Annotated in this window: 24 protein-coding genes; 16 read left to right on the top strand and 8 right to left on the bottom strand. The window is 70.1% G+C overall.

The genetic code is table 11. The annotated features are described in order from the left end of the window. Window positions 1–16 precede the first annotated feature (16 nt). The 6 genes from rapZ to tpiA all read left to right on the top strand — a co-directional run bounded on the left by rapZ (window position 17) and on the right by tpiA (window position 6,186). Entirely contained in the window at window positions 17–916 is a 900-nt protein-coding gene (gene rapZ, locus ACFVH2_RS15030; RefSeq protein ID WP_378423708.1) for an RNase adapter RapZ, read from the top strand. Further along, a complete protein-coding gene (yvcK, locus tag ACFVH2_RS15025) occupies window positions 913–1,974 on the top strand; it encodes a uridine diphosphate-N-acetylglucosamine-binding protein YvcK (RefSeq protein ID WP_378423706.1) in 1,062 nt (353 codons plus the stop codon). Before rapZ ends, yvcK begins: the two co-directional genes overlap by 4 nt. After that, window positions 1,965–2,948 carry a DNA-binding protein WhiA gene (gene whiA, locus ACFVH2_RS15020; protein WP_378423705.1) on the top strand — a complete coding sequence of 328 codons (984 nt, stop codon included), beginning with the start codon at window positions 1,965–1,967 and terminating at the stop codon, window positions 2,946–2,948. Before yvcK ends, whiA begins: the two co-directional genes overlap by 10 nt. A 212-nt stretch (window positions 2,949–3,160) precedes the next feature. Beyond that, window positions 3,161–4,180, top strand: a complete 1,020-nt coding sequence (gap, locus tag ACFVH2_RS15015) for a type I glyceraldehyde-3-phosphate dehydrogenase (RefSeq protein WP_378423703.1) — start codon at window positions 3,161–3,163, stop codon at window positions 4,178–4,180. Between the two features lie 5 nt (window positions 4,181–4,185). Then, window positions 4,186–5,397, top strand: a complete 1,212-nt coding sequence (locus ACFVH2_RS15010; RefSeq protein ID WP_378423701.1) for a phosphoglycerate kinase — start codon at window positions 4,186–4,188, stop codon at window positions 5,395–5,397. A 3-nt stretch (window positions 5,398–5,400) separates the two neighbouring features. Next, complete coding sequence (gene tpiA, locus ACFVH2_RS15005) at window positions 5,401–6,186, top strand: triose-phosphate isomerase (protein WP_378423699.1); 786 nt, start codon at window positions 5,401–5,403, stop codon at window positions 6,184–6,186. An 88-nt stretch (window positions 6,187–6,274) separates the two neighbouring features. Here the strand turns inward: tpiA and ACFVH2_RS15000 are convergent, their stop codons facing one another. Next, window positions 6,275–6,727, bottom strand: coding sequence for an SRPBCC family protein (locus tag ACFVH2_RS15000; protein WP_378423697.1), 453 nt, complete (start codon window positions 6,725–6,727; stop codon window positions 6,275–6,277). Window positions 6,728–6,874: 147 nt separating this feature from the next. On the opposite strand from ACFVH2_RS15000, the gene ACFVH2_RS14995 reads away from it, so the two are divergent. The 3 genes from ACFVH2_RS14995 to ACFVH2_RS14985 are packed head-to-tail and all read left to right on the top strand — an operon-like array spanning window position 6,875 to window position 9,663. Next, window positions 6,875–7,324: a nitroreductase family deazaflavin-dependent oxidoreductase gene (locus ACFVH2_RS14995; protein ID WP_378423695.1), complete on the top strand. Its 450-nt coding sequence runs from the start codon at window positions 6,875–6,877 to the stop codon at window positions 7,322–7,324. Window positions 7,325–7,364: 40 nt separating this feature from the next. Continuing rightward, a complete protein-coding gene (locus ACFVH2_RS14990) occupies window positions 7,365–7,994 on the top strand; it encodes a TetR/AcrR family transcriptional regulator (RefSeq protein ID WP_378423693.1) in 630 nt (209 codons plus the stop codon). A 7-nt stretch (window positions 7,995–8,001) separates the two neighbouring features. Then, window positions 8,002–9,663 carry an FAD-binding dehydrogenase gene (locus ACFVH2_RS14985; protein ID WP_378423691.1) on the top strand — a complete coding sequence of 554 codons (1,662 nt, stop codon included), beginning with the start codon at window positions 8,002–8,004 and terminating at the stop codon, window positions 9,661–9,663. A gap of 68 nt (window positions 9,664–9,731) precedes the next feature. Here ACFVH2_RS14985 and ACFVH2_RS14980 read toward each other — a convergent pair whose 3' ends face one another. Next, a complete protein-coding gene (locus ACFVH2_RS14980; protein WP_378423689.1) occupies window positions 9,732–10,646 on the bottom strand; it encodes a tyrosine-protein phosphatase in 915 nt (304 codons plus the stop codon). A 217-nt stretch (window positions 10,647–10,863) separates the two neighbouring features. Here ACFVH2_RS14980 and secG point away from each other — a divergent pair, with 217 nt between their 5' ends. From secG to ppc, 3 genes are read left to right on the top strand one after another with little or no spacing between them, the layout of a single operon-like run. Continuing rightward, window positions 10,864–11,097, top strand: a complete 234-nt coding sequence (gene secG / locus ACFVH2_RS14975; RefSeq protein WP_142101844.1) for a preprotein translocase subunit SecG — start codon at window positions 10,864–10,866, stop codon at window positions 11,095–11,097. Between the two features lie 2 nt (window positions 11,098–11,099). After that, window positions 11,100–11,510, top strand: coding sequence for a PPOX class F420-dependent oxidoreductase (locus ACFVH2_RS14970; protein WP_378423687.1), 411 nt, complete (start codon window positions 11,100–11,102; stop codon window positions 11,508–11,510). Between the two features lie 50 nt (window positions 11,511–11,560). Continuing rightward, window positions 11,561–14,338: a phosphoenolpyruvate carboxylase gene (gene ppc, locus ACFVH2_RS14965; protein WP_378423685.1), complete on the top strand. Its 2,778-nt coding sequence runs from the start codon at window positions 11,561–11,563 to the stop codon at window positions 14,336–14,338. Window positions 14,339–14,344: 6 nt separating this feature from the next. On the opposite strand, the gene ACFVH2_RS14960 is transcribed toward ppc, so the two are convergent. After that, complete coding sequence (locus tag ACFVH2_RS14960; RefSeq protein WP_378423684.1) at window positions 14,345–14,626, bottom strand: hypothetical protein; 282 nt, start codon at window positions 14,624–14,626, stop codon at window positions 14,345–14,347. Window positions 14,627–14,822: 196 nt separating this feature from the next. Here ACFVH2_RS14960 and ACFVH2_RS14955 point away from each other — a divergent pair, with 196 nt between their 5' ends. Next, the gene (locus ACFVH2_RS14955) at window positions 14,823–15,011 is read left to right on the top strand and encodes a hypothetical protein (RefSeq protein WP_378423682.1); all 189 of its coding nucleotides are present in this window, start codon (window positions 14,823–14,825) and stop codon (window positions 15,009–15,011) included. Window positions 15,012–15,015: 4 nt separating this feature from the next. On the opposite strand, the gene pgl is transcribed toward ACFVH2_RS14955, so the two are convergent. From pgl to tkt, 5 genes are read right to left on the bottom strand one after another with little or no spacing between them, the layout of a single operon-like run. Beyond that, complete coding sequence (gene pgl, locus ACFVH2_RS14950; RefSeq protein WP_378423680.1) at window positions 15,016–15,765, bottom strand: 6-phosphogluconolactonase; 750 nt, start codon at window positions 15,763–15,765, stop codon at window positions 15,016–15,018. A 9-nt stretch (window positions 15,766–15,774) separates the two neighbouring features. Further along, window positions 15,775–16,680, bottom strand: a complete 906-nt coding sequence (gene opcA, locus ACFVH2_RS14945) for a glucose-6-phosphate dehydrogenase assembly protein OpcA (RefSeq protein ID WP_378423678.1) — start codon at window positions 16,678–16,680, stop codon at window positions 15,775–15,777. Between the two features lie 34 nt (window positions 16,681–16,714). Further along, a complete protein-coding gene (gene zwf / locus ACFVH2_RS14940; RefSeq protein ID WP_378423676.1) occupies window positions 16,715–18,259 on the bottom strand; it encodes a glucose-6-phosphate dehydrogenase in 1,545 nt (514 codons plus the stop codon). Between the two features lie 3 nt (window positions 18,260–18,262). Further along, on the bottom strand, window positions 18,263–19,384 hold the full coding sequence (tal, locus tag ACFVH2_RS14935) for a transaldolase (protein ID WP_378423673.1): 1,122 nt from the start codon (window positions 19,382–19,384) through the stop codon (window positions 18,263–18,265). Window positions 19,385–19,389: 5 nt separating this feature from the next. Further along, on the bottom strand, window positions 19,390–21,492 hold the full coding sequence (gene tkt / locus ACFVH2_RS14930; RefSeq protein WP_378423671.1) for a transketolase: 2,103 nt from the start codon (window positions 21,490–21,492) through the stop codon (window positions 19,390–19,392). Between the two features lie 253 nt (window positions 21,493–21,745). Between tkt and ACFVH2_RS14925 the strand changes: the two genes are divergently transcribed. The 3 genes from ACFVH2_RS14925 (at window position 21,746) to ACFVH2_RS14915 (ending at window position 25,140) form a co-directional block, all read left to right on the top strand. Further along, the gene (locus tag ACFVH2_RS14925; protein WP_378423668.1) at window positions 21,746–22,729 is read left to right on the top strand and encodes a heme o synthase; all 984 of its coding nucleotides are present in this window, start codon (window positions 21,746–21,748) and stop codon (window positions 22,727–22,729) included. A gap of 246 nt (window positions 22,730–22,975) precedes the next feature. Beyond that, entirely contained in the window at window positions 22,976–24,058 is a 1,083-nt protein-coding gene (locus tag ACFVH2_RS14920; protein WP_378423666.1) for a phosphotransferase family protein, read from the top strand. After that, entirely contained in the window at window positions 24,055–25,140 is a 1,086-nt protein-coding gene (locus ACFVH2_RS14915) for a TIGR03857 family LLM class F420-dependent oxidoreductase (protein WP_378423665.1), read from the top strand. The genes ACFVH2_RS14920 and ACFVH2_RS14915 overlap by 4 nt, the downstream gene beginning before the upstream one ends. Window positions 25,141–25,196 lie beyond the last annotated feature (56 nt).

The following is a 25,196-nucleotide window of genomic DNA, read 5'->3' as shown; positions in this document are numbered from 1 at the left end:
GGAGGGCGGGGGCGGAGTGAACGACCGAATCGACGTGGGAGAGGCCGGCATCGATGTCGCCCTGGTCACGGGGTTGTCGGGGGCCGGCCGCGGGACCGCGGCAAAGGTGCTCGAGGACATGGGCTGGTACGTCGCCGACAACCTGCCGCCCGAACTGATCTCCCGGATGGTCGATCTCGGGCTGGAGCCGGCGTCCCGGATCCCGAAGCTCGCGGTGGTCGTGGACGTGCGCAGTCGGCTGTTCAGCAACGAACTGGTGTCGGTGATCAAGGAAGTGGCGGCAAAGACCACGCGCACCCGGGTGCTGTTCCTCGAGGCCACCGACCAGGTCCTGGTGCAGCGCTTCGAGCACGTGCGCCGCAGCCACCCGCTTCAGGCGGACGGAGTGGACGGCACCCTCGTGGAGGGCATCGCGGCCGAGCGGGCGCGGCTGGCCCCGGTCAAGGCCGACGCGGACCTGGTGATCGACACGTCGTCGCTGTCCGTGCACCAGTTGCGCCAGAAGATCGAGTCCGCGTTCGGTGGTGGCGCTGCGCCGTCGGTCGCGGTCACCGTACAGTCGTTCGGATTCAAGTACGGACTGCCGATGGACGCCGACCTGGTGTGTGACGTCCGGTTCCTGCCCAACCCGCACTGGGTTCCGGAGCTGCGCGAGCACACCGGCCAGGAGGCGCCGGTGCGGGACTTCGTGCTCGGTCAGGACGGTGCCGAGGACTACCTCGACACCTATCACCACGTCGTCGAGTTGACGACCAACGGATACCGTCGAGAGGGCAAGCGGTACATGACGATTGCGGTGGGATGCACCGGCGGAAAGCATCGGAGCGTCGCGATGGCGGAGGCACTCGCGTCTCGGCTCACAGGCGACACGGGCATCACGGTCAAGGTCGTACACCGCGACCTGGGGCGCGAATGACGGCGCACGATCCGGTCACCGCGGAGGGGGCGTCGAGCGAGCGGACGCAGCCGTCGATCGTCGCGCTCGGCGGCGGGCACGGCCTGTACGCGACGCTGAGCGCGGCGCGCAGGCTCAGTTCCGACGTGACCGCGGTGGTGACGGTCGCCGACGACGGTGGCTCGTCCGGCCGGCTGCGGTCCGAACTCGGCGTGATCCCGCCCGGCGACCTGCGGATGGCGCTCGCCGCCCTCTCCGACGGTGGAGCGGGCGTCGACTCCGGTCCGGACGTGCAGACCTGGACGAGGACCATCCAGCACCGCTTCGGCGGAACCGGGGCGCTCGCCGGGCACTCGGTGGGCAACCTGATCCTCGCCGGCCTCAGCGAGGTCCTCGGCGACACCGTCGCCGCGCTCGACGAGCTGGGCCGACTGCTGCGCATCGACGGTCGGGTGCTGCCGATGTCGCCGATCGCGCTGGCGATCGAGGCCGACGTGGTGGGTCTCGAGGCGGACCCGCGGGTGAGCCGGTGCATCCGCGGACAGGTCGCGGTCGCGACGACGCCCGGCAAGGTGCGCCGGGTGCGGCTGCTGCCGTCGAACCCGCCGGCGTGCGCCGAGGCCGTCGAGGCCATCGAGCGCGCCGACCTCGTCCTACTCGGCCCGGGTTCCTGGTTCACCAGCGTCATCCCGCACGTGCTCGTCCCCGAACTGTTGGCCAGCCTCACCGAGACCACGGCGCGCAAGGCGCTGATCCTCAACCTGGCCCCGGAGCCGGGGGAGACGGCAGGATTCTCCGCCGAACGCCACCTGCACGTGCTGTCGCAGCACGCGCCGGAGCTGACGGTCCACGACGTCGTCGTGGACTCGGGGTCGGTGCCGGAGGGGCGAGAACGCGAGCACCTGCACCGCGCGGCTCGGCGGCTGGGGGCCGAGGTCGGCTACGCCGACGTCGCGGAGAGCGGTACCGCCATTCATCACGCGGGCAAGTTGGCCGCGGCACTCGATCGAATCGTGTCCCTCGCAGCGGCGCGGGACCGACAGGTGACACCGGGAAGGGAGACCACTTCGTGGCAATGACAGCGGAGGTCAAGGACGAGCTGAGCAGGCTCGCCGTGACCCAGGTCTCGGCCCGCAAAGCCGAGGTTTCAGCGTTGCTGCGGTTCGCCGGGGGACTGCACATCGTCGGTGGCCGAGTGGTGGTGGAGGCGGAGGTCGACCTCGGTTCCACCGCTCGGCGGCTGCGCGGCGAGATCTTCGATCTCTACGGCTACGGCTCGGACGTGCACGTGCTCGGTGCGGGCGGGTTGCGCAAGACCGCGCGGTACATCGTGCGCGTGTCCAAGGAGGGCGAGGCGCTCGCCCGGCAGACCGGACTGCTCGACCTGCGCGGCCGGCCCGTGCGGGGCCTGCCCGCCCAGGTGGTCGGCGGCAGCGTCGTGGACTCGGAGGCGGCCTGGCGCGGGGCGTTCCTGGCGCACGGGTCGCTGACCGAACCGGGCAGGTCGTCGGCGCTCGAGGTCAGCTGCCCGGGACCGGAGGCCGCGCTCGCACTGGTCGGCGCGGCACGCAGGCTCGGTGTCTCGGCCAAGGCGCGGGAGGTGCGCGGCAGCGACCGGGTGGTGGTGCGCGACGGCGAGGCGATCGGCGCGCTGCTGACGCGGATGGGGGCCCAGGACACCCGGCTGGTGTGGGAGGAACGCCGGATGCGGCGCGAGGTCCGGGCGACGGCGAACCGGTTGGCGAACTTCGACGACGCGAACCTGCGACGGTCCGCGCGGGCGGCGGTCGCGGCGGCGGCACGGGTCGAGCGTGCGCTGGAGATCCTCGGCGAGGACGTGCCCGACCATCTCGCGGCGGCGGGCAGCCTGCGGGTGCAGCACCGCCAGGCCTCGCTCGAGGAACTCGGTCAGCTGGCCGATCCGCCGATGACCAAGGACGCGGTCGCGGGCCGCATCCGGCGTCTGCTGTCGATGGCGGACCGCAAGGCGAAGGAGACCGGGATCCCGGACACCGAGTCCGCGGTCACCGCCGATCTGCTCGACGAGGCGTAGCGCAGCGGAGCCGACCCTTCAGCGCTGAGGCGTAGCGCAGCGGAGCCGACCCTTCAGCGCTGAGGCGTAGCGCAGCGCAGCCGACCATCTGTACTGAGGCGTAAGTCACGTCCTTCCCACCGGGGGAGCTGCAGGTGTGCCGGGGTGGGCGCACTAGGCTGTGGCACACATCTGAGTTTTGCACACGAGAACTGGTCAAAAAGGAGCGAATTGTGACTGTCCGGGTAGGCGTGAACGGCTTCGGTCGTATCGGACGTAACTTCTTCAGGGCCGTCGATGCGCAGAAGGCGCTCGGCACCACCGACATCGAGATCGTGGCGGTCAACGACCTGACCGACAACGCGACCCTCGCTCACCTGCTCAAGTACGACTCGATCCTCGGCCGTCTCCCGCACGATGTCTCGCTCGAGGGCGACGACACCATCGTCGTCGGCGACAAGAAGATCAAGGCGCTCGCGCACCGCGGCCCGCTCAGCGAGCTGCCCTGGGGCGAGCTCGGCGTCGACGTCGTCGTCGAGTCCACCGGCATCTTCACCGACGCCGAGAAGGCGAAGGGTCACCTCGAGGCCGGCGCCAAGAAGGTCATCATCTCCGCGCCCGCCAAGGGCGAGGACATCACCATCGTGATGGGCGTCAACGACGACAAGTACGACGGCAGCCAGAACATCATCTCCAACGCCTCGTGCACCACGAACTGCCTCGGCCCGATCGCCAAGGTGCTCGACGACGAGTTCGGCATCGTCAAGGGCCTGATGACCACGGTCCACGCGTACACCCAGGACCAGAACCTGCAGGACGGCCCGCACAGCGACCTGCGTCGCGCCCGCGCCGCCGCGCTGAACGTCGTCCCGACCGGCACCGGCGCCGCCAAGGCCATCGGCCTGGTGCTCCCGCAGCTGCTGGGCAAGCTGGACGGCTACGCCCTGCGCGTGCCGATCCCCACGGGCTCGGTCACCGACCTCACCGCGAACCTGGCGAAGTCGGCGTCCGTCGCCGACATCAACGCCGCGATGAAGGCCGCCGCGGAGGGCCCGCTCAAGGGCATCCTGAAGTACACCGAGGCGCCGATCGTGTCCTCGGACATCGTCACCGACCCGCACTCGTCGATCTTCGACGCGGGCCTGACCAAGGTGATCGACGACCAGGTCAAGATCGTCTCCTGGTACGACAACGAGTGGGGCTACTCGAACCGTCTCGCGGACCTCATCGGTCTCGTCTCGAAGTCCCTCTGATCGTCGTGGCAGTCAAGACTCTGAAGGACCTGCTGGCCGAGGGGGTCGCCGGGCGCGCCGTGCTGGTGCGCTCGGACCTCAACGTCCCGCTGGACAACGGCACCATCACCGATCCGGGCAGGATCATCGCGAGCGCGCCGACCATCGGCGCGCTGGCCGATGCCGGCGCCAAGGTCATCGTGATGGCCCATCTGGGTCGTCCGAAGGGCGCGCCGGATCCGGCGCTCTCGCTGGCCCCGGTCGCCGCGAAGCTCGGTGAGGTGCTCGGGCGCAACGTCCAGCTCGCCGGCGACGTCGTCGGCCAGGACGCGCTGGCGCGGGCCGAGGGCCTCACCGACGGCGACGTGCTGCTGCTGGAGAACATCCGGTTCGACCCGCGCGAGACCAGCAAGGACGACGCCGAGCGCCTGGCGCTGGCGAAGGCTCTGGTCGAGCTGACCGATTTCAACGGGGCGTTCGTCTCCGACGGTTTCGGTGTGGTGCACCGCAAGCAGGCGTCGGTGTACGACGTCGCGACCCTGCTGCCGCACTACGCGGGCACCCTGGTGGCCGCCGAGGTCGAGGTGCTGCAGAGGCTGACGCAGGAGTCCGAGCGGCCGTACGCGGTCGTGCTGGGCGGCTCGAAGGTCTCCGACAAGCTCGCCGTGATCGAGGCGCTGGCCACCAAGGCGGACACCCTGGTCATCGGTGGCGGCATGTACTACACCTTCCTCGCCGCGCAGGGGGTGTCCGTCGGTAACTCGCTGTGCGAGGAGTCGATGATCCCCACCTGCAAGGAGCTGCTGGAGAAGTACGCGGACGTCATCCACATCCCGCAGGACGTGGTGATCGCCGACTCGTTCTCCGCGGACGCCGAGTCGAAGACGGTCTCGGTGCTCGAGATCCCGGACGGCTGGATGGGTCTGGACATCGGACCGGAGTCGGTGGAGCGCTTCGCGGCGATCCTCGGGGGCGCCAAGACGGTGTTCTGGAACGGCCCGATGGGCGTGTTCGAGTTCCCGAAGTTCTCGGCAGGCACCAAGGGCGTCGCCGAGGCGATCATCGGTGCCACCGCCAAGGGCGCGTTCAGCGTCGTCGGCGGCGGCGACTCGGCGGCCGCGGTGCGGCTGCTGGGCCTCCCGGAGGACGGCTTCTCGCACATCTCCACCGGCGGCGGCGCGTCCCTCGAGTACCTCGAGGGCAAGCAGCTGCCCGGCATCACGGCGCTGGAGGGCTGAGGCGTGGCACGCAAGCCGCTCATCGCCGGCAACTGGAAGATGAACCTCAACCACCTCGAGGCCATCGCCCTGGTGCAGAAGATCGCCTTCTCGTTGCCCGCGAAGTACTTCGACAAGGTCGACGTGACGGTGATCCCGCCGTTCACCGACATCCGCAGCGTGCAGACGCTGGTCGAGGGCGACAAGCTCCTGCTCACCTACGGTGCGCAGGACGTCTCGGCGCAGGACTCGGGCGCGTACACCGGTGAGATCAGTGGCGCCATGCTGGCCAAGCTGGGCTGCTCCTTCGTCGTGGTCGGGCACTCGGAGCGTCGCCAGTACCACGGCGAGACCGACGAGATCGTGCTGGCCAAGACCAAGGCGGCGCTGAAGAACGGGATCACCCCGATCGTCTGCATCGGCGAGGGTCTCGACATCCGCGAGGCGGGCGATCACGTCGCGTACAACGTGGCGCAGCTGCGGGGTTCGCTGGCCGGCCTGTCGGCGGACGAGATCTCGAAGATCGTCGTCGCGTACGAGCCGGTGTGGGCCATCGGCACCGGCAAGGTGGCCTCGGCCGCCGACGCTCAGGAGGTGTGCGCCGCAGTGCGCGCCACCCTCGCCGAGCTGGCCTCCGCGGAGGTCGCGGCGGGTGTCCGAGTGCTCTACGGCGGCTCGATGAACGCCAAGAACGTCGGCGAGCTTGTCGCTCAGCCCGACGTCGACGGCGGACTGGTCGGCGGTGCCTCGCTCAAGGCGGACGAGTTCGCGACGCTCTCCGCGATCGCGGCCGGCGGTCCGCTGCCGTGATCTGAGGATCGCAGAACGAACGCCGGTGGGCGCGTGGTCTTCGGACTGCGCGCCCACCGGCGTCTTCGCGTCGAGGTGTGTGCGGCGTCTACGCGGGGGTGGGAGCTTCGAGGATGCGTTTGAGGCGGGCCAGGTCCTTGCCGTTCGCCCGTCGCATCGCCGCCGCCATGAACGGTGCCGCCACCGTCGAGAAGCCCGACGGCTCACCGCGATTGCGGAGCGTCATCGTGGTGCGGCCGTCGTCGGTGTCCGACCACGAGTACGTCGTCTCCATCGGAAACGGCCCCTCTGCGGTGCGCATCACGAACAGCTCGCCCGGCACGAGCTCGGTGACCTCGTAGGTGTAGCCGAGAGTCCGACCGAGAAACTGCGCGGTGAAGCGAACTCTCGTGCCGACCGCCGCGGGTCTCGGCGTCTCCCAGTGGACGGTCTTGATGTTCGTGTACCACGTGGTGGCGTTGTCGGGGTCAGATGCGAAGGCGGCGACCTCGCGCCGCGGCCGCTCGATCACGATGTCGGTCTCGACGTCCACACCGGCCATCACGCGGTCCTCCGATCGTGTTGAGACTGCAACGAATGCTAGTCCGACGGGCCCGGACCGATGTGCCGACCATCGTTCCGAGCCCGAACTCGGTGACTGACGGCGGTAGCGTGATGTCCTGGGCCGTCGATCAGCAGGAGGACATCGGTGAAGTTCGAGGAGATCCCCGCGGTGAAGAAGATCGGGATCCAGGTGCTGAAGGCGCACCAGTGGGTGTACGAACGCACGGACGGCCGGATCGGGCACCGGATCCTCGGGGTGCCGTGCCTGCTCCTCGACACCGTCGGCGCGAAGACCGGGCAGGCGCGGGTCAACAGCCTGACGTACGTGCGCGACGGCGACGACTACGTCGTGGTGGCGTCCAACGGTGGCGCGCCGCGGTCGCCGGGCTGGTACTTCAATCTGCGCAAGCGGCCCGACGCGCGAATCCGGGTGGGGACCAAGGGGATTGCGGTGACGGCGCGGATGCTCGGGCCGGAGGAAGACGGCTACGTCAGGCTGTTCGCGGCGGCCGATGCCAACAACGGCGGGCGCTACGGCGGCTACCAGCGGCACACCTCGCGTCCGATTCCGATCGTGGTGCTGTCCCCGCGCTAGTTTCGATACATTTGTGTATCCGATGCGTTAGCGTATCCGCATGACCGACGCGCCGGACCGCCCGCTGAGTGTACGGCGGACCCGCACCCGCGACCGTCTGCTCGCCGCGGCCCTCGACGTGTTCGCCGAGGAGGGCTTCGGGCGTTCCACGGTCGAGCAGGTCTGCGAGCGGGCGGGCTTCACCCGCGGCGCGTTCTACTCGAACTTCGAGTCCCTCGACGAGCTGTTCCTCGTGATGTGGGAGCAGCACTCGACCGCGATGCTCGCCGGGATCCGCGAGGCGGTCGCCGCCGCGGAGGAGGCCGCGGCCACGGGGCCGGTCGACCTCGACCATGCGGCCGCCGGCATCCTCGCCGCGATCCCGGTCGAGGACCGCTGGTATCGGATCACGGCCGAGTTCACCGCGCACGCGCTACGGAACCCCGCCCTGAGGTCGGTGATGGTGGCCCGCGAGGCGGCGATCCTGGCGGCGATCCTGCCGATCGTCGAGTCGGCGCTGGCGCGGGCCGGACGTCGAATCACCGACCCGGGCGAGCTCGGGCGGGCCCTCGTCGCCGTCCACGACGGGACCTCCGTGCAGGTCCTGATGGAACCGGACGACGAACGGATAGTCAGCGCGCGCACACACCTGTTCGTGTGCGTGCTCCGCAGCTACAGCGAAAGCGTGTGAGGTGGACATGTCTCGAGATGCCGATGTCATCGTCGTCGGGGCCGGGCTCGCGGGCCTGGTTGCGACCCACGAACTGGTCAAGGCGGGTCGCTCCGTTCTCCTCGTCGACCAGGAGAACGCGGAAAACCTTGGTGGGCAGGCGTTCTGGTCGCTGGGCGGACTGTTCCTGGTGGACAGCCCGGAGCAGCGGCGGATGGGCATCAAGGACTCCTACGAGCTCGCGATGCAGGACTGGATGGGCAGCGCCGGCTTCGATCGTGAGCGTGAGGACCACTGGGGCCGGCAGTGGGCCCGCGCCTACGTGCAGTTCGCCGCCGGGGAGAAGCGTGCCTACCTGCACGAGCTCGGGCTCAAGGTGATGCCGAACGTCGGTTGGGCCGAACGCGGTTCGGGATCGGCCACCGGTCACGGCAACTCGGTGCCGCGCTTCCACATCACCTGGGGGACCGGACCCGAGGTGGTCCGGGTGTTCCGCGAGCCGGTCCTCGCGGGCGCCGACCGCGGACTGGTGACGTTCAAGTACCGGCACCAGGTGGACGAGCTGATCGTCGAGAACGGGGCCGCGGTCGGTGTGCGCGGCACCGTGCTCGCCCCGTCCACCGAGTCTCGCGGCGTCAAGTCCAACCGCACCCCGGCTGGGGAGTTCGAACTGCGCGCGCAGGCGGTGATCGTCACCTCCGGCGGCATCGGCGGCAACCCTGACCTGGTCAAGGCGAACTGGCCGGTCGAACGGCTCGGCCGGGCCCCCGAGCGGATGATCACCGGGGTGCCCGCGCACGTGGACGGGCGGATGCTCGGCATCACCGAGTCGGCCGGCGGCAACATCGTCAACCGCGACCGGATGTGGCACTACACCGAGGGCATCGTCAACTGGGACCCGATCTGGCCGAACCACGCCATCCGGATCATCCCCGGTCCGTCGTCGCTGTGGCTCGACGCGACCGGCCGGCGACTGCCGGTGCCGCTGTTCCCCGGCTTCGACACCCTCGCCACGCTCCAGCACATCCTCGGCACCGGGCACGACCACACCTGGTACATCCTGACCCAGTCGATCATCGAGAAGGAGTTCGCGCTGTCGGGCTCCGAACAGAACCCGGACATGACCGGCAAGGACCTCAAGCTGCTGCTCGGTCGGGTGAAGAAGGGCGCGACCGGACCGGTCGAGGCGTTCAAGCAGCACGGCGAGGACTTCGTGGTTCGCGACAACCTGCGCGACCTCGTCGACGGGATGAACGCGATCAACCCCGGTCCGCCGCTGGACTACGAGCAGGTCGAGCGTGAGGTCGTCGCCCGCGACCGCGAGATGGACAACGCGTACTCCAAGGACATGCAGGTGATGGCGATTCGCAATGCGCGCAGCTACCTGCCGGACAAGGTCACCCGGGTCGCGAAGCCGCACAAGCTGCAGGACCCGGCGCACGGCCCGATGATCGCGGTCCGGCTGAACCTGCTCACCCGCAAGACGCTCGGCGGGCTCGAGACGAACCTGGACTCCCAGGTGATCCGTTCCGACGGCAGCGCGTTCGACGGCCTGTACGCGGCCGGCGAGGTCGCCGGCTTCGGCGGCGGCGGTGTGCACGGCTACAACGCGCTCGAGGGCACCTTCCTCGGTGGCTGCATCTTCTCCGGCCGGGCTGCGGGCCGGGCGCTGGCGCGGGACCTGGGATAGGCCTTCGGCCCGTGAGTACTTCCGGCCCTGTACGAGGCCGGAAGTACTCACGGGCAGCGGAGCTGCCTCTAGCCGAGCAGCTTGGCCTTCAGCTTGCCGAGGGTGGCGCCGTCGAGACCCAGTCCCTGGGTGAGGTACTTGTCCATCGAGCCGTAGCTGGCGGTCACCTGGTCCAGGCCGGCCTGCAGGAAGCTCGACTCGACCGTCACCAGCGGCAGGTAGTTGGTGTACTTGTCGCCGAACGCGGCCTTGAGGCCGGCGGTGTTCTTGGCGATGGAGTCCTTGGCGTACTCGTTCGTGAGCAGGTAGTCGTCCATGATGGTCTTCTGGTCGACGCCCGCGATGCTGAGCAGCAGTGCGGAGGCCCAGCCGGTGCGGTCCTTGCCCGCGGTGCAGTGGAAGACCTGGCCGCCGTCGGTGTTCGCCATGTCGGTGAGCAGTTCCTTGAACTTCGACCGCTCGACGTCGCCGGTGACGAACGACTTGTTCATGTCCTGCATCATCTTGCGGGCGTCGTCAGGGCCCTGGATCTTGCCGAGCATCTCGTTGATGTTGCCCGACAGGATCGGAATGCGCTTGTAGGTCACGCCTGCCGGCAGCTTGTCGGGCTTCTGGCCGACCTCGTCGTCGCTGCGCAGGTCGTACACCGTCGACAGCTTCAGTCCGGTGAGGGTCGCCATGTCGGCATCGCTCGGCACGATCGCGTTGGCGCGGTAGAACACGCCCTTGTTCACGTGCCCGAATCCTGCGGCATAGCCGGCGCCGGTCCCCGCGACGTCCCGGAAGTTGTCGATGCTCGCGAGCCGGGGTGCGTCGGCGGCGGGAGCGGAGCTGCCGAGTCCGGACGATCCGGCGTCCAACAGCGAAGCGATGGCCGGCGGAATCGAGGGCTCGGCCTGCGCAACGGCGCCGCCGACGCCGGTGAACAGCGCCGCGCCGCTGACCACAAGGGCGCACGCGATTGTGGAACGGTGTCGAGACATGAAGAACCTTCCGATCGGGTAGGGGGTGCTTCCGGATGAGGAACGTAGCCACGGTTCCCCGGTGGGTCTCGAGATGCGCCCGTTCCTCCCGCTCAGCGGTCAGGATTCGGTATTCGCGAACATTCTTCGGTCCGATTGCCGGTGCCTCGGGTAGGTGACTGTAGGCTGGGGCGGCTTGTGTCCGTACCCCGCGCGTGAAGGGCAGAGAAGAGCCGAGATGAAACTGTTCCTGGACATCCTGCTGGTGATCACCAGCGTGCTGCTGATCGTGTTCGTGCTGTTGCACCGCGGTAAGGGCGGCGGACTGTCGAGCCTGTTCGGCGGCGGTGTCCAGTCGAGCCTGTCCGGCTCCACGGTGGTCGAGAAGAACCTCGACCGCCTGACCCTGTTCACGGCGGCGGTCTGGTTGATCGCGATCCTGGGTATCGGCCTCGAGATCAAGTTCAGCTGACGGTGGCAGACCTGATCCGCTCGGCGGTCCTGCCCGAGGCCGGGGCCGCGCTGATCGACGCCCCCGAGTTCGCCACGCTCGCGACGCTCGAACCGTCCGGGCAGCCGCAGTTGTCGGTGATCTGGGTGCAGCGTGACGGCGGCGACGTGCTGTTCTCGACCGTCCGGGGTCGCCGCAAGGCCGCCAACCTCGAACGGGACCCCCGGGCAACCCTGTTGGTCTACCCGGCGTCGCGGCCGTACAGCTACCTCGAGGTCCGCGGATCGGTCGCCTTCACCGAGGATCCGGACGGCTCGCTGATCCACACCCTCGCGACCAAGTACACGGGCGCCGCGCGCTGGGAGTTCGACGCCCCGGGTACGCCCCGCGTCATCGGGCGCCTGACCCCCGACGCGGTCGTCTTCAAGGCCTGACCGGGCGCGTTCGCGCTGCGACCGCCGCGGTCGGCCCCGATACTGGGGCGATGACGAAGCACCCAGACGACGGGTCGCGCGCGGCCACCGAGCCGCTGCGGGAGGACATCCGGTTGCTCGGCGGGATCCTCGGACAGACCGTCCGTGAGCAGGCCGGCGCCGAGGTGTTCGAACTCGTCGAGCGGGCCCGGGTCGAGTCGTTCCGGGTCCGCCGCTCGGAGATCGACCGCTCCGAACTGGCCGCCCTGTTCGCAGGCGTCGAGGTGGACGTGGCGATCCCGGTGATCCGGGCGTTCAGTCACTTCGCGCTGCTCGCCAATCTCGCCGAGGACCTGCACCGGGAGCGGCGCCGGGCGATCCACGTCCGGGCGGGCGACCCGCCGCAGGACAGCAGCCTCGCCGCGACCTACGCGAAACTCGATGCGGCGGATCTGGATTCGACCGGTGTGGCCCGCGCCCTCGACGGCGCGCAGGTGGTCCCGGTGATCACCGCCCATCCCACCGAGACGCGCCGGCGCACCGTCTTCGAGACGCAGAACCGCATCACCGACCTGATGCGGTACCGGGAACGCACCGAACTCGACGCCGTCGAGGACGCCGACACCCTGGCCGCGTTGCGACGGCAGATTCTCACGCTGTGGCAGACCGCGCTGATCCGGTTGGCTCGCTTGCGGATTCAGGACGAGATCGAGGTCGGACTGCGGTACTACGACGCCGCGCTCTTCGAGGTGGTCCCGCGGATCAACGCCGCGCTGCGCCTGCAGTTGCGGCGACGCTGGCCCGACGCGAACCTGTTACCCGAGCCGATGCTGCGCACCGGTTCGTGGATCGGCGGTGACCGCGACGGCAACCCGTACGTCACCGCCGACGTGGTCCGGCGGGCCACCCGGCGCGCCGCCGCGACCGCGCTCGACCGGCACCTGCACGATCTCGAGACCCTCGGACAGGAACTGGCGATGTCGGCCCGGCTGGTGTCGGTGTCGGCGGACCTCGACGCGCTCGCCGCCGCCTCGGGCGACGACGCCCCGTCCCGGGCCGACGAGCCGTATCGGCGGGCGTTGCGCGGCATGCGTGCCCGGCTCACCGAGACCGCCGTCGCGGTCCTCGGCGGCGACCTCGCCCGCACCTCCTCGGCCGCGCTCGCCGATTCCGGGCTCGCGCCGTACCGCGGGCCGGCCGAACTGCTCGCCGACCTCGCGGTGGTCGACGCGTCCCTGCGCGGGCACGGCGACGACGCGATCGCCGACGACCGGTTGGCCGTGGTACGGGAATCGGTGGAGGCCTTCGGGTTCCACCTCGCCGGCCTCGACCTGCGGCAGAACTCCGAGGTGCACGAGGAGGTGATCGCCGAGTTGTTCGCGTGGGCGGGTGTGCACCCCGACTACACCTCGCTCGACGAGCCGCAGCGGGTGTCGCTGCTGGCCGCGGAACTGCGCACCCGGCGCCCGCTCACCCGGCCCGGCGCGACCTTCGGGGAGCGCACCACCTCCGAACTCGCGATCCTCGCGGCCGCGGCCGACGCGGTCGCCCAGCTCGGTCCCGATGCGATCCCGAACTGCGTCATCAGCATGTGCACCTCGGTCAGTGACATGCTCGAGGCGGCGGTGCTGCTCAAGGAGGTCGCGTTGCTGGTCCCCGGGGACCCGGAGCGCCCGGCCCCGAACGTCGTGCCGCTGTTCGAGACGATCGAGGACCTGCGTGGGGGAGCGGCCACCCTGCGGGCGGCGCTCGACGTGCCGGAGTACCGGGCGCTCGTCGACGCCCGCGGCGGCCTGCAGGAGGTGATGCTCGGCTATTCCGACTCCAACAAGGACGGCGGCTACCTCGCCGCGAACTGGGCGCTGTACCGCGCCGAACTCGACCTCGTCGACGCCGCGCGCGACACCGGAATCCGGTTGCGGCTCTTCCACGGTCGCGGCGGCACCGTGGGCCGCGGCGGCGGACCGAGCTACGAGGCGATCCTCGCGCAGCCGCCCGGCGCGGTGACCGGGTCGCTGCGGATCACCGAGCAGGGGGAGGTGATCGCCGCGAAGTACGCGCAGCCGCGGATCGCACACCGCAACCTCGAGACGCTGCTCGCCGCGACCCTCGAATCGACCCTCCTCGACGTCGAGGGACTGGGCCCCGACGCCGACGCCGCGTACGCCCTGCTCGACGACCTCGCCGAGCGTGCGCGGGTCGCGTACGGCGAACTCGTCCACGAGACACCGGGTTTCGTGGAGTACTTCACCACCTCGACGCCGGTCGCGGAGATCGGCGACCTCAACATCGGCTCGCGGCCGTCCTCCCGCAAGCCGACCCGCTCGATCGGCGACCTGCGCGCGATTCCCTGGGTGCTCTCCTGGAGCCAGTCCCGGGTGATGCTCCCCGGCTGGTACGGCACCGGTACCGCATTCGAGACCTGGGTGGGCGGGGACCCGGACCGGCTCGCGCGGCTGTCGGAGCTCTACCGGCGGTGGCCGTTCTTCCGCACCGTGCTCTCGAACATGGCGATGGTGATGGCCAAGTCCGACATGGGTCTCGCCGCGCGGTACGCCGAACTCGTCCCCGACACCGAACTGCGCGAGCGGGTGTTCGGCATGATCGCCGCCGAGCACGCCCGGACGGTCGCGATGTACACCGCGATCACCGGCAACGACTCGCTCACCGCCGACAACCCGGCGCTGGAGCGTTCCGTCTACAACCGCTTCCCGTACCTCGAACCGCTCAACCATCTGCAGGTCGAGCTGTTGCGCCGGTATCGCGCCGGCGACGACAGCGATCGTGTCCGTCGCGGCATCCAGCTGACGATGAACGGGCTCGCGACGGCGCTGCGCAACAGCGGGTAGCAGTCGTCAGAAGTCCGGTCCGAGTAGGGCGTTCATGTCGACCTGGTGAATCGTCCCGGCGGCGCCGGCCCACCGCGCCCCGGCGGCGGTGACCGTTCCGTCGAGCGCCACCGCCACCATCCGGAAGCCCCGCGGCGCGATCGGATCGTGCAGTTGCACCCGGAATCCGTCGGCGGAGGCGGCCACCACGTCGACCGGCAGTGGCGGCAGGGCGACGCCGATCGGAGGGCCGAGCGGCGACAGCAGCCGGGCCGGCGGATCCGACAGCGTCACGTCCCGCAGGCCCACATCCTGAGGATCTCGCCGACCGCGGGCGGTGCGACCGAGCGGTCCATCACGATCGACGCCCCGACGACGACGGTCAGCGTGCGGCCACACATGCCGTCGAGCCTACGTCCGGTGCCTGTCGCGGAACCGGATCGGCGGTGGGCGCGTCCAACTCAGCAACAGACCGACACGCTCACCGTCTCCAGGGGGTTCCGCGATGAAGAGCTGCACGGGTGCGCAGGACTGGCGCGGCGGGGTGCGGTCGTACGCGTACGCACGGGCGACGCCCCGCGCCCACGCGTTGCTGCACGGCCGACGCGCGGACCGGCCGGCGCCGGGCCCCCGACCGCAGGCGCCGCGGGACGCGAACCCACGCGCCGCCTGCGACGGGCCGGAGGACGACTGAGGCCTCAGCCGGTCGGCAGGTCCGCGGCGGCGGCCCGGTCGAGGAACCAGACCGTCGACTCGGTGCCCAGGGCCCCGGCGGCAGGGATGTCGTTGGGGTCGGCGCCCGCGACCGCGGCGGCCACGGCCTGCGACTTGTCCGCGCCCGCGACGAGCAGCCACACCCGGCGCGCCCGACGCACCGCGGGCAGTGTCAGGGTGACTCGCTCGGCAGGCGGCTTGGGGGAGTCGGTGACGCCGACGACGTAGCGCCTCGTCTCCTGCACCGCTTCGGTGTCCGGGAACAGCGAATTGACGTGTCCCTCACCGCCCATGCCGAGCAGGTGCAGGTCGAAGTCGGGGATCGGCCCGCCCGTCGCGTGCGCCGCGAGCAGGTGCTCGTAGGCGTGCGCGGCCGCATCCGGATCGCCCGCGTACGCGCCGTCCCCGTACGGCATCGGATGCAGTCGCGCCGGCGCGACGGGCACATGGTCGAGCAGCGCCTCGTGCGCCTGGACCTCGTTGCGGTCCGCGTGTCCGGCGGGCAGGAACCGTTCGTCGCCCCAGAACACGTCCACCGCCGACCAGTCGATCGCGCCCGAGTTCTCCCGGAGCTTGCGCAGCAGGCCGATCCCGTTGCCGCCGCCGGTGAGCACGATCGAGGCCGACCCGCGCTCGGCCTGGGCACCGACGATCACGTCGACGAACTGGGCGGCTGCCGCAGTGGTGAGGGCATCGGAGTCGTCGAAGGTCTGCACACTCACGGAATCAGTCATGGGCACACATCATTCGTAGATCACGCGCGAAAGTCCAGCAAGTGCGGCGCGGTAGATCTCGTCGGGGTCGAGGCGCCGCAGTTCCTCGGCCAGGCAGTCGCGGGTTTCCCTCCGTGCCAACGACACCAGAGCGTCCGGCGCGCCCGAGCGGCTGAGCGTCGCGGTCTTGCCCGTCTGCGGCCGGCTCAACGACACCGAGCCGGTCTCCCGTTCGAGGTCCACCGTCGGGATCCCGACCCGTCGCCGCACCGGACCGTCGATCCGGCTCGCCAGCCACCCGGCGATCAGGTCGATCGCGGGTTCCTCGGCGAGACCCGACACGGTCGCCGAGACCAGTTTCTCGTGCGGCGGCTGGTCCATCGCCGAGGTGAGCAGCGCCCGCCACGGTGTGGTCCGGCTCCACGCGAGGTCGGTGTCGCCCGCGGTGTACGAGTCGAGCCGGGACTTGATCGTCGCCGTCGGATCCGTCGTCCCCGTGGCGTCGGTGATCCGCCGGATCGCCAACTGCCCCAACGGGTCACGCGCCGGCACGGCCGGCGCGTCGCCGGGCCACCAGGCCACCACGGGGGTGTCCGGCAGCAGGAAGGGAACCACCACGCTGCTCTCGTGGCCGGCCAGTTCGCCCGACAGTCGCAGCACCACGACCTCGGAGGCACCGGCATCGCCGCCGACCCGGATCTGCGCGTCGAGGCGGGACTCGCCGTCCCGTCCGCCGCGGGTGACCACGATGACGCGGCACGGGTGTTCGCGACTCGCCTCGTTCGCGGCCTCGATGACCGCCTCCGAGTTCGCGCTGTCGGCGCTCACCACCAGGGTCAGCACGCGGCCGAGGGTGACGGCCCCGCCGGTCTCCCGGAGCTCGACGAGCTTCTTGTTCACGGTCTCGGTGGTGGTCTCGGGCAGGTCGATGATCACCGGTGCACCTCCGCCGTGCCGGTCTCGAACGTGGTCACGGCCTTCTCCATTCGCGTCCGGTGCGGCGCAGCATCTCCTGCGCGGACGGCGGGCCCCAGGTGCCCGCCTCGTACGGTTCGGGACTCCCGCCCGCGGCCCAGTGCTCGAGCACCGGGTCGAGGATCTTCCAGGACAGCTCGACCTCCGCGTTCACCGGGAACAGGGACGGCTCGCCGAGCAGCACGTCGAGGATCAGCCGTTCGTAGGCCTCGGGGGAGGACTCGGTGAACGCCTGCCCGTAGCTGAAGTCCATGTTGACGTCGCGGACCTCCATCGACGAGCCCGGCACCTTCGAGCCGAACCGCATCGTCACGCCCTCGTCCGGCTGCACCCGGATCACCAGGGCGTTCTGCCCCAGCTCCTCGGTCATGGTGGCGTCGAAGGGCAGGTGCGGGGCGCGCTTGAACACCACCGCGATCTCGGTGACCCTGCGGCCCAACCGTTTTCCGGTCCGCAGGTAGAAGGGCACGCCGGCCCAGCGGCGGGTGTCCACCTCGAGGGTGATGGCGGCGAACGTCTCCGTCGTCGAGTCCTTGGAGAAGCCGTCCTCGTCGAGCAGGCCGACCACCTTCTGGCCGCCCTGCCAGCCGCCCGCGTACTGGCCGCGCGCGGTGGTCTCGTCCAGCGGTTCGGCCAACCGGGTCGCGGAGAGGACCTTGATCTTCTCCGCCTGCAGTTCCGACGGCTCGAAGCTGACCGGCTCCTCCATAGCGGTGAACGCGAGCAACTGGAGCAGGTGGTTCTGGATCACGTCCCGGGCCGCGCCGATGCCGTCGTAGTACCCGGCCCGGCCGCCCAGGCCGATGTCCTCGGCCATGGTGATCTGGACGTGGTCCACGTAGTGCGCGTTCCAGATCGGGTCGAACAACTGGTTCGCGAACCGCAGCGCCAGGATGTTCTGCACCGTCTCCTTGCCGAGGTAGTGGTCGATGCGGAACACCGCGTCCTCGGGGAAGACGGTGTTGACCACCGCGTTGAGTTCCTTGGCGCTGTCGAGGTCGTGGCCGAACGGCTTCTCGATCACCACCCGGCGCCACTGGTCGGCGGTCTGCTTCGACAGCCCCGACTTCGAGAGCTGCTCGCAGACCGTCGGGAACGCGGCCGGTGGGATCGCCAGGTAGAAGGCGTGGTTTCCGCCGGTGCCGCGCTCCTCGTCGAGCGCGGCCAGCGTCGAGGTCAGCTCCGCGAACGCGGCGTCGTCGTCGAAGCTGCCCTGCACGAACCGCAGTCCCTCGGCGAGCCGGTCCCACACGTCCTCACGGAACGGCGTGCGGGAGTGCTTCTTGACCGCGTCGTGCACCACCTTGCCGAAGTCCTCGGCGGCCCAGTCCCGGCGCGCGAAACCGACCAGCGCGAAGCCCGGCGGCAGCAGACCACGGTTGGCGAGGTCGTACACCGCCGGCATCAGCTTCTTGCGCGCCAGGTCGCCGGTGACCCCGAAGATCACCAGCGAGCACGGGCCCGCGATGCGGGGAAGTCTCTTGTCCCTCTCGTCCCGCAGCGGGTTGACCCACTGCGGTGCGGCGCCCGTGCTCGCCACCGATCAGCCCTGGTGGGAGGCGGCCGTGAGCTGGCCGGAGATCGCCTCCAGCAGCTCGTTCCAGGACGCCTCGAACTTGTCGACGCCCTCGGTCTCGAGCTTGTCGAACACCTCGGGCAGCGACACCCCGGCCGCGGTGAGCGCGTCGAAGACCTGCTGCGAGGCGGCCGCGGTCCCGGTGATCGTGTCACCGGTGATGGTGCCGTGGTCGGCGACCGCGTCCATCGTCTTCTCCGGCATGGTGTTGACCGTGTTCGGCGCGACCAGTTCGGTGACGTACAGGGTGTCCGGGTAGTCGGGGTTCTTGACTCCCGTCGACGCCCACAGCGGGCGCTGCACCCGGGCGCCGGACCTCGCCAGCTCGGCGAAGCGGGCACCGCCCTCGAACACCTCCTGGTACGCGGCGTAGGCCAGGCGCGCGTTGGCCAGGCCGGCCTTGCCCCGCAGGGCCAGCGCCTCGTCCGAACCGATCTTCTCCAGCCGGGCGTCGATCTCCGAGTCCACTCGGGAGACGAAGAAGGACGCCACCGAGTGGATGTTCGCCAGGTCGTGCCCGGCGGCGGCCGCGGCCTCGAGGCCGGCGAGGTAGGCGTCGATGACGGCCTTGTGCCGCTCCACCGAGAAGATCAGCGTGACGTTGACGCTGATGCCCTCCGCGATCACCCGGGTGATCGCGGGCAGACCCGCGAGGGTGCCCGGGATCTTGATCAGCAGGTTCGGCCGGTCGACGATCTTCCACAGTTCGATCGCCTGCGCGACGGTGTCGTCGGTGTCGTGGGCGAGCCGCGGGTCGACCTCGATCGAGACGCGGCCGTCGACGCCGTCGGTGGCCTCGTACTGCGGCGCCAGCAGGTCGCACGCGTTGCGGACGTCGTCGGTGGTCAGTGCGCGGACGGTGTCGTGGACGTCCGCGCCGCGGCCGGCGAGCTCGGCCAGCTGACCGGCGTACTCGGCGCCCTTGAGCGCGGCCTGGAAGATCGACGGGTTGGTGGTGACCCCGACGACGCTCTTCTCGCGGACGAGTTCGGCGAGGTTGCCGGTCTCGAGGCGAGCACGTGAGAGGTCGTCGAGCCACACCGAGACCCCGGCCGCCGACAGGGCGGCGAGGTTCTGATTCTGTGCCATCTCCGTTATCCGTTCACTCGGGCGAGGGTGCGATGTGCGGCCGCGGTGACGGCCTCGGCGGTGAAGCCGAACTCGCGGAACAGGGTCTTGTGGTCGGCGGACGCGCCGAAGTGCTCGATCGACACGGCCTCACCGGCGTCGCCGATGATCCGGTACCACGGCATCGCGATGCCGGCCTCCACCGAGACGCGGGCGCGGACCGCGGGCGGCAGCACCTCGTCGCGGTAGGCCTGGTCCTGCTGCTCGAACCAGTCCAGGCAGGGCACGGAGACGACCCGGGTGCCGACGCCCGCGGCCTCGAGCGCCTCGCGCGCCTCGACCGCCAGGTACAGCTCCGAGCCGCTGGCCAGCAGGATCACCTGCGGGGTGCCGGTGGACGCCTCGGCCAGCACGTACGCGCCGCGGGCGACGCCGTCGACGGCCTTGTCCTTGGTGCCCTCGAGGACCGGGATGTCCTGGCGGGTCAGCGCGAGGGCGGTCGGTCCGGTCTTGTTCTCCAGCGCGTTCTTCCACGCGTGCGCCGTCTCGTTGGCGTCGCCCGGACGGACCACCGCGAGGTTCGGGATCGCGCGGAGCGCGGCCAGGTGCTCGATCGGCTGGTGCGTCGGGCCGTCCTCGCCGAGGCCGATGGAGTCGTGCGTCCAGACGTAGATGGCCGGCGTCTGCATCAGCGCGGCCAGGCGGACGGCCGGGCGCATGTAGTCGCTGAACACCATGAAGGTGCCGCCGTACGGACGCGTCGGTCCGTGCAGCGCGATGCCGTTGAGGATCGAGCCCATCGCGTGCTCGCGGATGCCGAAGTGCAGCGTCCGGCCGTACGGCTGAGCCGTCCAGTCCTTCGTCGAGATCGACGGCGGGCCGAAGGAATCGGAGCCGTCGATGGTGGTGTTGTTGCTGCCCGCGAGGTCGGCCGAACCGCCCCACAGCTCGGGCAGGATCGGGCCGAGGGCGTTGAGCACCTTCGCCGACGCCTTGCGGGTCGCGGCGCCCTTGGCGTCCGGCTCCCAAGTCGGCAGCGTGTCGGTCCAACCCGCCGGGAACTCGCCGGCGTGCAGGCGGTCGAACAGGGCCTTGCGCTCGGGCTCTCGGGCGGCCCAGGCGTCGAAGTCGAGTCGCCACTGGGCGTGCGCGTAGGTGCCGCGCTCGTGCACCTGACGGGCGTGCGCCAGCACGGCCGGGTCCACGTCGAAGGACTTCTCGGGGTCGAAGCCGAGCGCCTCCTTCACGCCCGCGACCTCGTCGGCGCCGAGCGCCGCGCCGTGCACGTCGCCGGTGTTCATCTTGGTGGGGGCGGGGTAGCCGATGATGGTGCGCAGGATGATGATCGACGGCTTGTCGGTCACCGACTTCGCGTGCGCGACGGCGTCGAGGATCGCCGAGACGTTCTCGCCGCCCTCGACGCGCTGCACGTCCCAGCCGTACGACTCGTAGCGCTTGGCGACGTCCTCGCCGAACGCGATCGCGGTGTCGTGCTCGATGGAGATCTCGTTGTCGTCGTAGAAGACGATCAGGTTGCCCAGCTGCTGCACGCCGGCGATGGAGGACGCCTCGGAGGTGACGCCCTCCTGGAGGTCGCCGTCGGAGGCGATGACGTAGATGTCGTGGTCGAACGGGCTGGCACCGGCGGCGGCGTCCGGGTCGAACAGGCCGCGCTCACGACGGGCCGCCATCGCCATGCCGACCGCGGAGGCCAGGCCCTGACCGAGCGGACCGGTGGTCATCTCCACGCCGACCGTGTGGCCGTACTCGGGATGTCCGGGGGTCAGCGAGCCCCAGGTGCGCAGCGCCTCGATGTCGGCGAGCTCGAGACCGTAGCCCGACAGGTACAGCTGCAGGTACAGGGTGAGGCTGCTGTGCCCGCAGGAGAGCACGAAGCGGTCGCGGCCGACCCACTTCGCGTCCGACGGGTCGTGCCGCAGGATGCGCTGGAAGAGGGTGTAGGCGAGGGGGGCGAGACTCATCGCGGTGCCGGGGTGGCCGTTGCCCACCTTCTGCACCGCGTCGGCAGCGAGGACACGGACGGTGTCGACGGCCTTGGTGTCTAGCTCCGTCCAGTCGGCGGGGTGCACCGGCTGGGTGAGGACGCGGATCTCGTCTGTGATCGACACGAGCAGAAGTCTCCTGACATTGGTGAACGGCGACACATGGGTAAGGCGGCGCGGTAAGCCCCAGCGTAGTTCCGTGACAACAGTAGTGCGCGAGTGCATCGAGGTCGATCGGCCTCGGCCGACCCCTGCGGTTCGGTTCTCGACGACTCGCCGTCTACCATCGGGTGTAGTAGTGCTCGGGTCTGACCGTCGTGTGTGGCTGCCGGAGCTGGTTGTCGTTCGCGCGGTTCGGTGCAGATTGAGGGCAGGAGAAATGGTGCGGATAGTGGAGCGTGGCGGACACGGTCTCGCTGGAGCCCCCAGCCCCACCCCCTCGAGCGGGTCTGACACGCTCTGGGGTCGGGCCGTCGCCAAGGTTCTGGCCTACCTCGCGTTGACCAAGCCGCGGGTGATCGAACTGCTGCTGGTCGCCACGATCCCGGCGATGTTGCTCGCCGACCGCGGCACCATCGACTTCCCGCTGATCCTGGCCACCCTGTTCGGTGGCTGGATGGGCGCCGCCAGCGCGAACACGCTCAACTGCGTCGTCGACGCGGACATCGACAAGGTGATGAAGCGCACTGCCCGGCGGCCGCTGGCGCGGATGGCCGTGCCGACCCGGCACGCCCTGATCTTCGGTCTGGTTCTCGGCGCGGGCTCGTTCGCGTGGCTGTGGTGGGCCGCGAACCTGCTCTCCGGACTGCTGGTGCTGGCGACGATCGCCTTCTACGTCTTCGTGTACACGATGGTGCTCAAGCGGCGGACCTGGCAGAACGTGATCTGGGGCGGCGCGGCCGGCTGCATGCCCGTGCTCGTCGGCTGGGCGGCGGTCACCGGGACCATCGGCTGGGAACCGATCGTGCTGTTCCTGGTCATCTTCTTCTGGACGCCGCCGCACACCTGGGCCCTCGCCATGCGGTACAAGGAGGACTACGAGGCCGCGGGCGTGCCGATGCTGCCGGTGATCGCGACCGAGGAACGCGTCACGAAGCAGATCGTCGTCTACACCTGGTTGACCGTCCTCGCGACGCTGGCGCTGGTCCCGGCCGCGGGCGTGGTGTACGCGGCGATCGCGCTCGTCGCCGGCGCCTGGTTCCTGCTGATGGCGCACCAGCTGTACGCGGGGGTGCGGCGCGGCGAGTCGGTGAAGCCCCTGCGACTGTTCCTGCAGTCCAACAACTACCTGGCCGTGGTCTTCTGCGGCCTCGCGGTGGACTCCGTGCTCGGCATGAGCACGATCGGCTCCTTCTTCAGCTGATCGCAGGGGCGCTCGCTTCGCCTCTCACCCCTCTCGACTCGACGCCCGGCATCGATGCAGTTCCGCATCGATGCCGGGCGTTTGTCGTGGGCGCCATGCCTCTCAGTTATTGAGAGGGTTCATTGACAATGGCGTCCGCGTGGCCGAGTGTTGGCGTCGTCGATGTAACGCAGATAACACTCGGGAGGAAATGTGACGCACGCAGGGCCGCCGGACGACATGAAGATGCAGAGAACGAGCCGGGACATGACCGTCGTTCCGGCCGCCTTGGCCGGATGGCTGGCCACGAAGCTCCCAGCGGGGGCGGAGCCCACCGTCTCGCTGCACTCGGGGATCGACGCCAACGGGATGTCCTCCGAGACCCTCGTCTTCGACGCGACCTGGCGTACGGACGGCGAGGAGCGGACCGCCGAGTACGTGGCCCGGGTGGTGCCGTCGGCCGCGGACTTCCCGGTCCTCGAGAACTACGCGCTCCAGCACCAGTACGACACGATGCGGATCATCGGCGAGCTCAGCGACGTCCCCGTGCCGCGGGTGGGTTTCATGGAGCCGACCGGCGACGTACTGGGGTCGCCGTTCTTCCTCATGGACCGCCTCACCGGGGTCGTCCCGCCCGACGTGATGCCGTACAACTTCGGCGGCAATTGGCTCTTCGACGCGTCGCCGGAGGACCAGCGGCGCCTGCAGGACAGCACCGTGAAGGCTCTCGCGGGACTTCATGCGATCCCGGCCGCGCACGAGACCTTCGCCTTCCTCGACCCGAAACGCCCCGGCGCCACCGCGTTGCAGCGCAACCTCGCCCGCACGCGGGCCTGGTACGAGTTCGCCGTCCGCGACCTCGATCGCTCGCCGCTGATCGAGCGCGGCCTGAGCTGGCTCGAGTCCACCCTGCCCGACACTGCCGAGGCGGTGCTGACCTGGGGTGACGCCCGCCTCGGCAACGTGATGTACGTCGACTTCGAGCCGGTCGGGGTCCTCGACTGGGAGATGGCCAGCATCGGCCCCCGCGAGCTGGACCTGTCCTGGCTGATCTTCGCGCACCGCGTCTTCGAGTCGATGACGACCCGCTTCGGCATGCCCGGCATGCCGGACTTCATGCGCGAGGAGGACGTCGTGGCCCGGTACACCGAGCTCACCGGCCTCGAGGTCGGCGACCTGCTCTGGTACCACGTCCACAGCGCGGTCAACTGGGGAATCCTCTTCCTGCGGACCGGCGCGCGAGCCATCCACTTCGGGGAGGCCGAACGCCCCGACGACATCGAGGAATTGATGCACCACCGGCCGCTGTTCGAGAGCCTCCTCGACAGTCTCGAGGTGGTGGCCCCGTGAGCGAGCAGTTGAACGAACTCGGCTACTACGCCGTGACCCGGCACCCGGCGGACGCGCGGGTGCTGCTGCCCGAGGCGCGGGCGGCGGAGGAGCTCGGCCTGGGCTCGTGCCATGTCGGCGAGCGGTTCACCGTGAAGGACGCCGCGGTGCTGTCCGGCGCGCTTGCCGGTGCCACGACCAGCCTCGGCATCGCCCCGTCGACCAACCACCACACCCGGCACCCCACCGTCACCGCGACCGTGGGATCGACGATGCACGCGCTGACCGAGGGGAGCTTCTCCATGGCGTTCGGCCGGGGGATGGCCGCCTACTGGCAGGCCGTCGGCCTTCCGGTGGTGACCGAGGCCCGGCTGCGCGACTTCATCGGCATCCTGCGTCGGCTGTGGGACGGCGAGACGATCCTCGATCACGACGGTCCTGCGGGGAAGTGGCCGGTGCTGCGCCACGTGAACGGCTTGGCGGACGCGCCGCCGATCGGCATGGTCGCGGTCGGTCCCAAGACGATGGAACTCGCAGGCGAGATCTGCGACTACGTCATCCTGCACACCTTCTTCTCGGACGAGGCGACGATCGCGTCGGTCGAGGCCGTGCGTCGCGGTGCCGAGCGGGCGGGCAAGGACCCCGACAGCGTCCGCATCTGGGCCTGCCTGGCGACGGTCAGCGACACCCTCGCGGAGGAGGACCGCCTGCGTCGCCGGGCGGGCCGGCTCGTGACCTACCTGCAGGCCTATGCGGACGTCCTGATCCGCGCCAACGGCTGGGACCCCGCCGTGTGGGAGCGGATCCGCCAGACCGAGCTCTTCGCGAACGCGGCCGCCGCGGGTCCCATCGACGCCAGTGCATCGGTCGAGACACTGGAGCAGCTCGACGCCTTGATGCCTGACGAGTGGCTGGCGTCGGCGGCCTCGGGATCGCCCGAGGACTGCGCGAAGACCATCGCCCGGCAGTTCGACCTGGGCGTGCACTCGGTCATCATGCACGGGGCGAGCCCCCAGGAGCTCGCGCCGGTCGTGGCGGCCTACCGCGCCGATCGACCGACGCTGCGAAGGGCCGTCTCGGCGAACGCGGGACGGTTCGCCTGAGCGGCCGCCGGTAAACTGCGCGCGAGACCGGGGGCGTCGCTCCCGGTCTCGCGCGC

The organism is Rhodococcus sp. NPDC127527, assembly GCF_042672245.1.
GTDB lineage: Bacteria > Actinomycetota > Actinomycetes > Mycobacteriales > Mycobacteriaceae > Rhodococcus_G.
The sequence above is the reverse complement of the archived record's forward strand: the minus strand, read 5'-3'. Positions and strand labels throughout refer to the sequence as shown.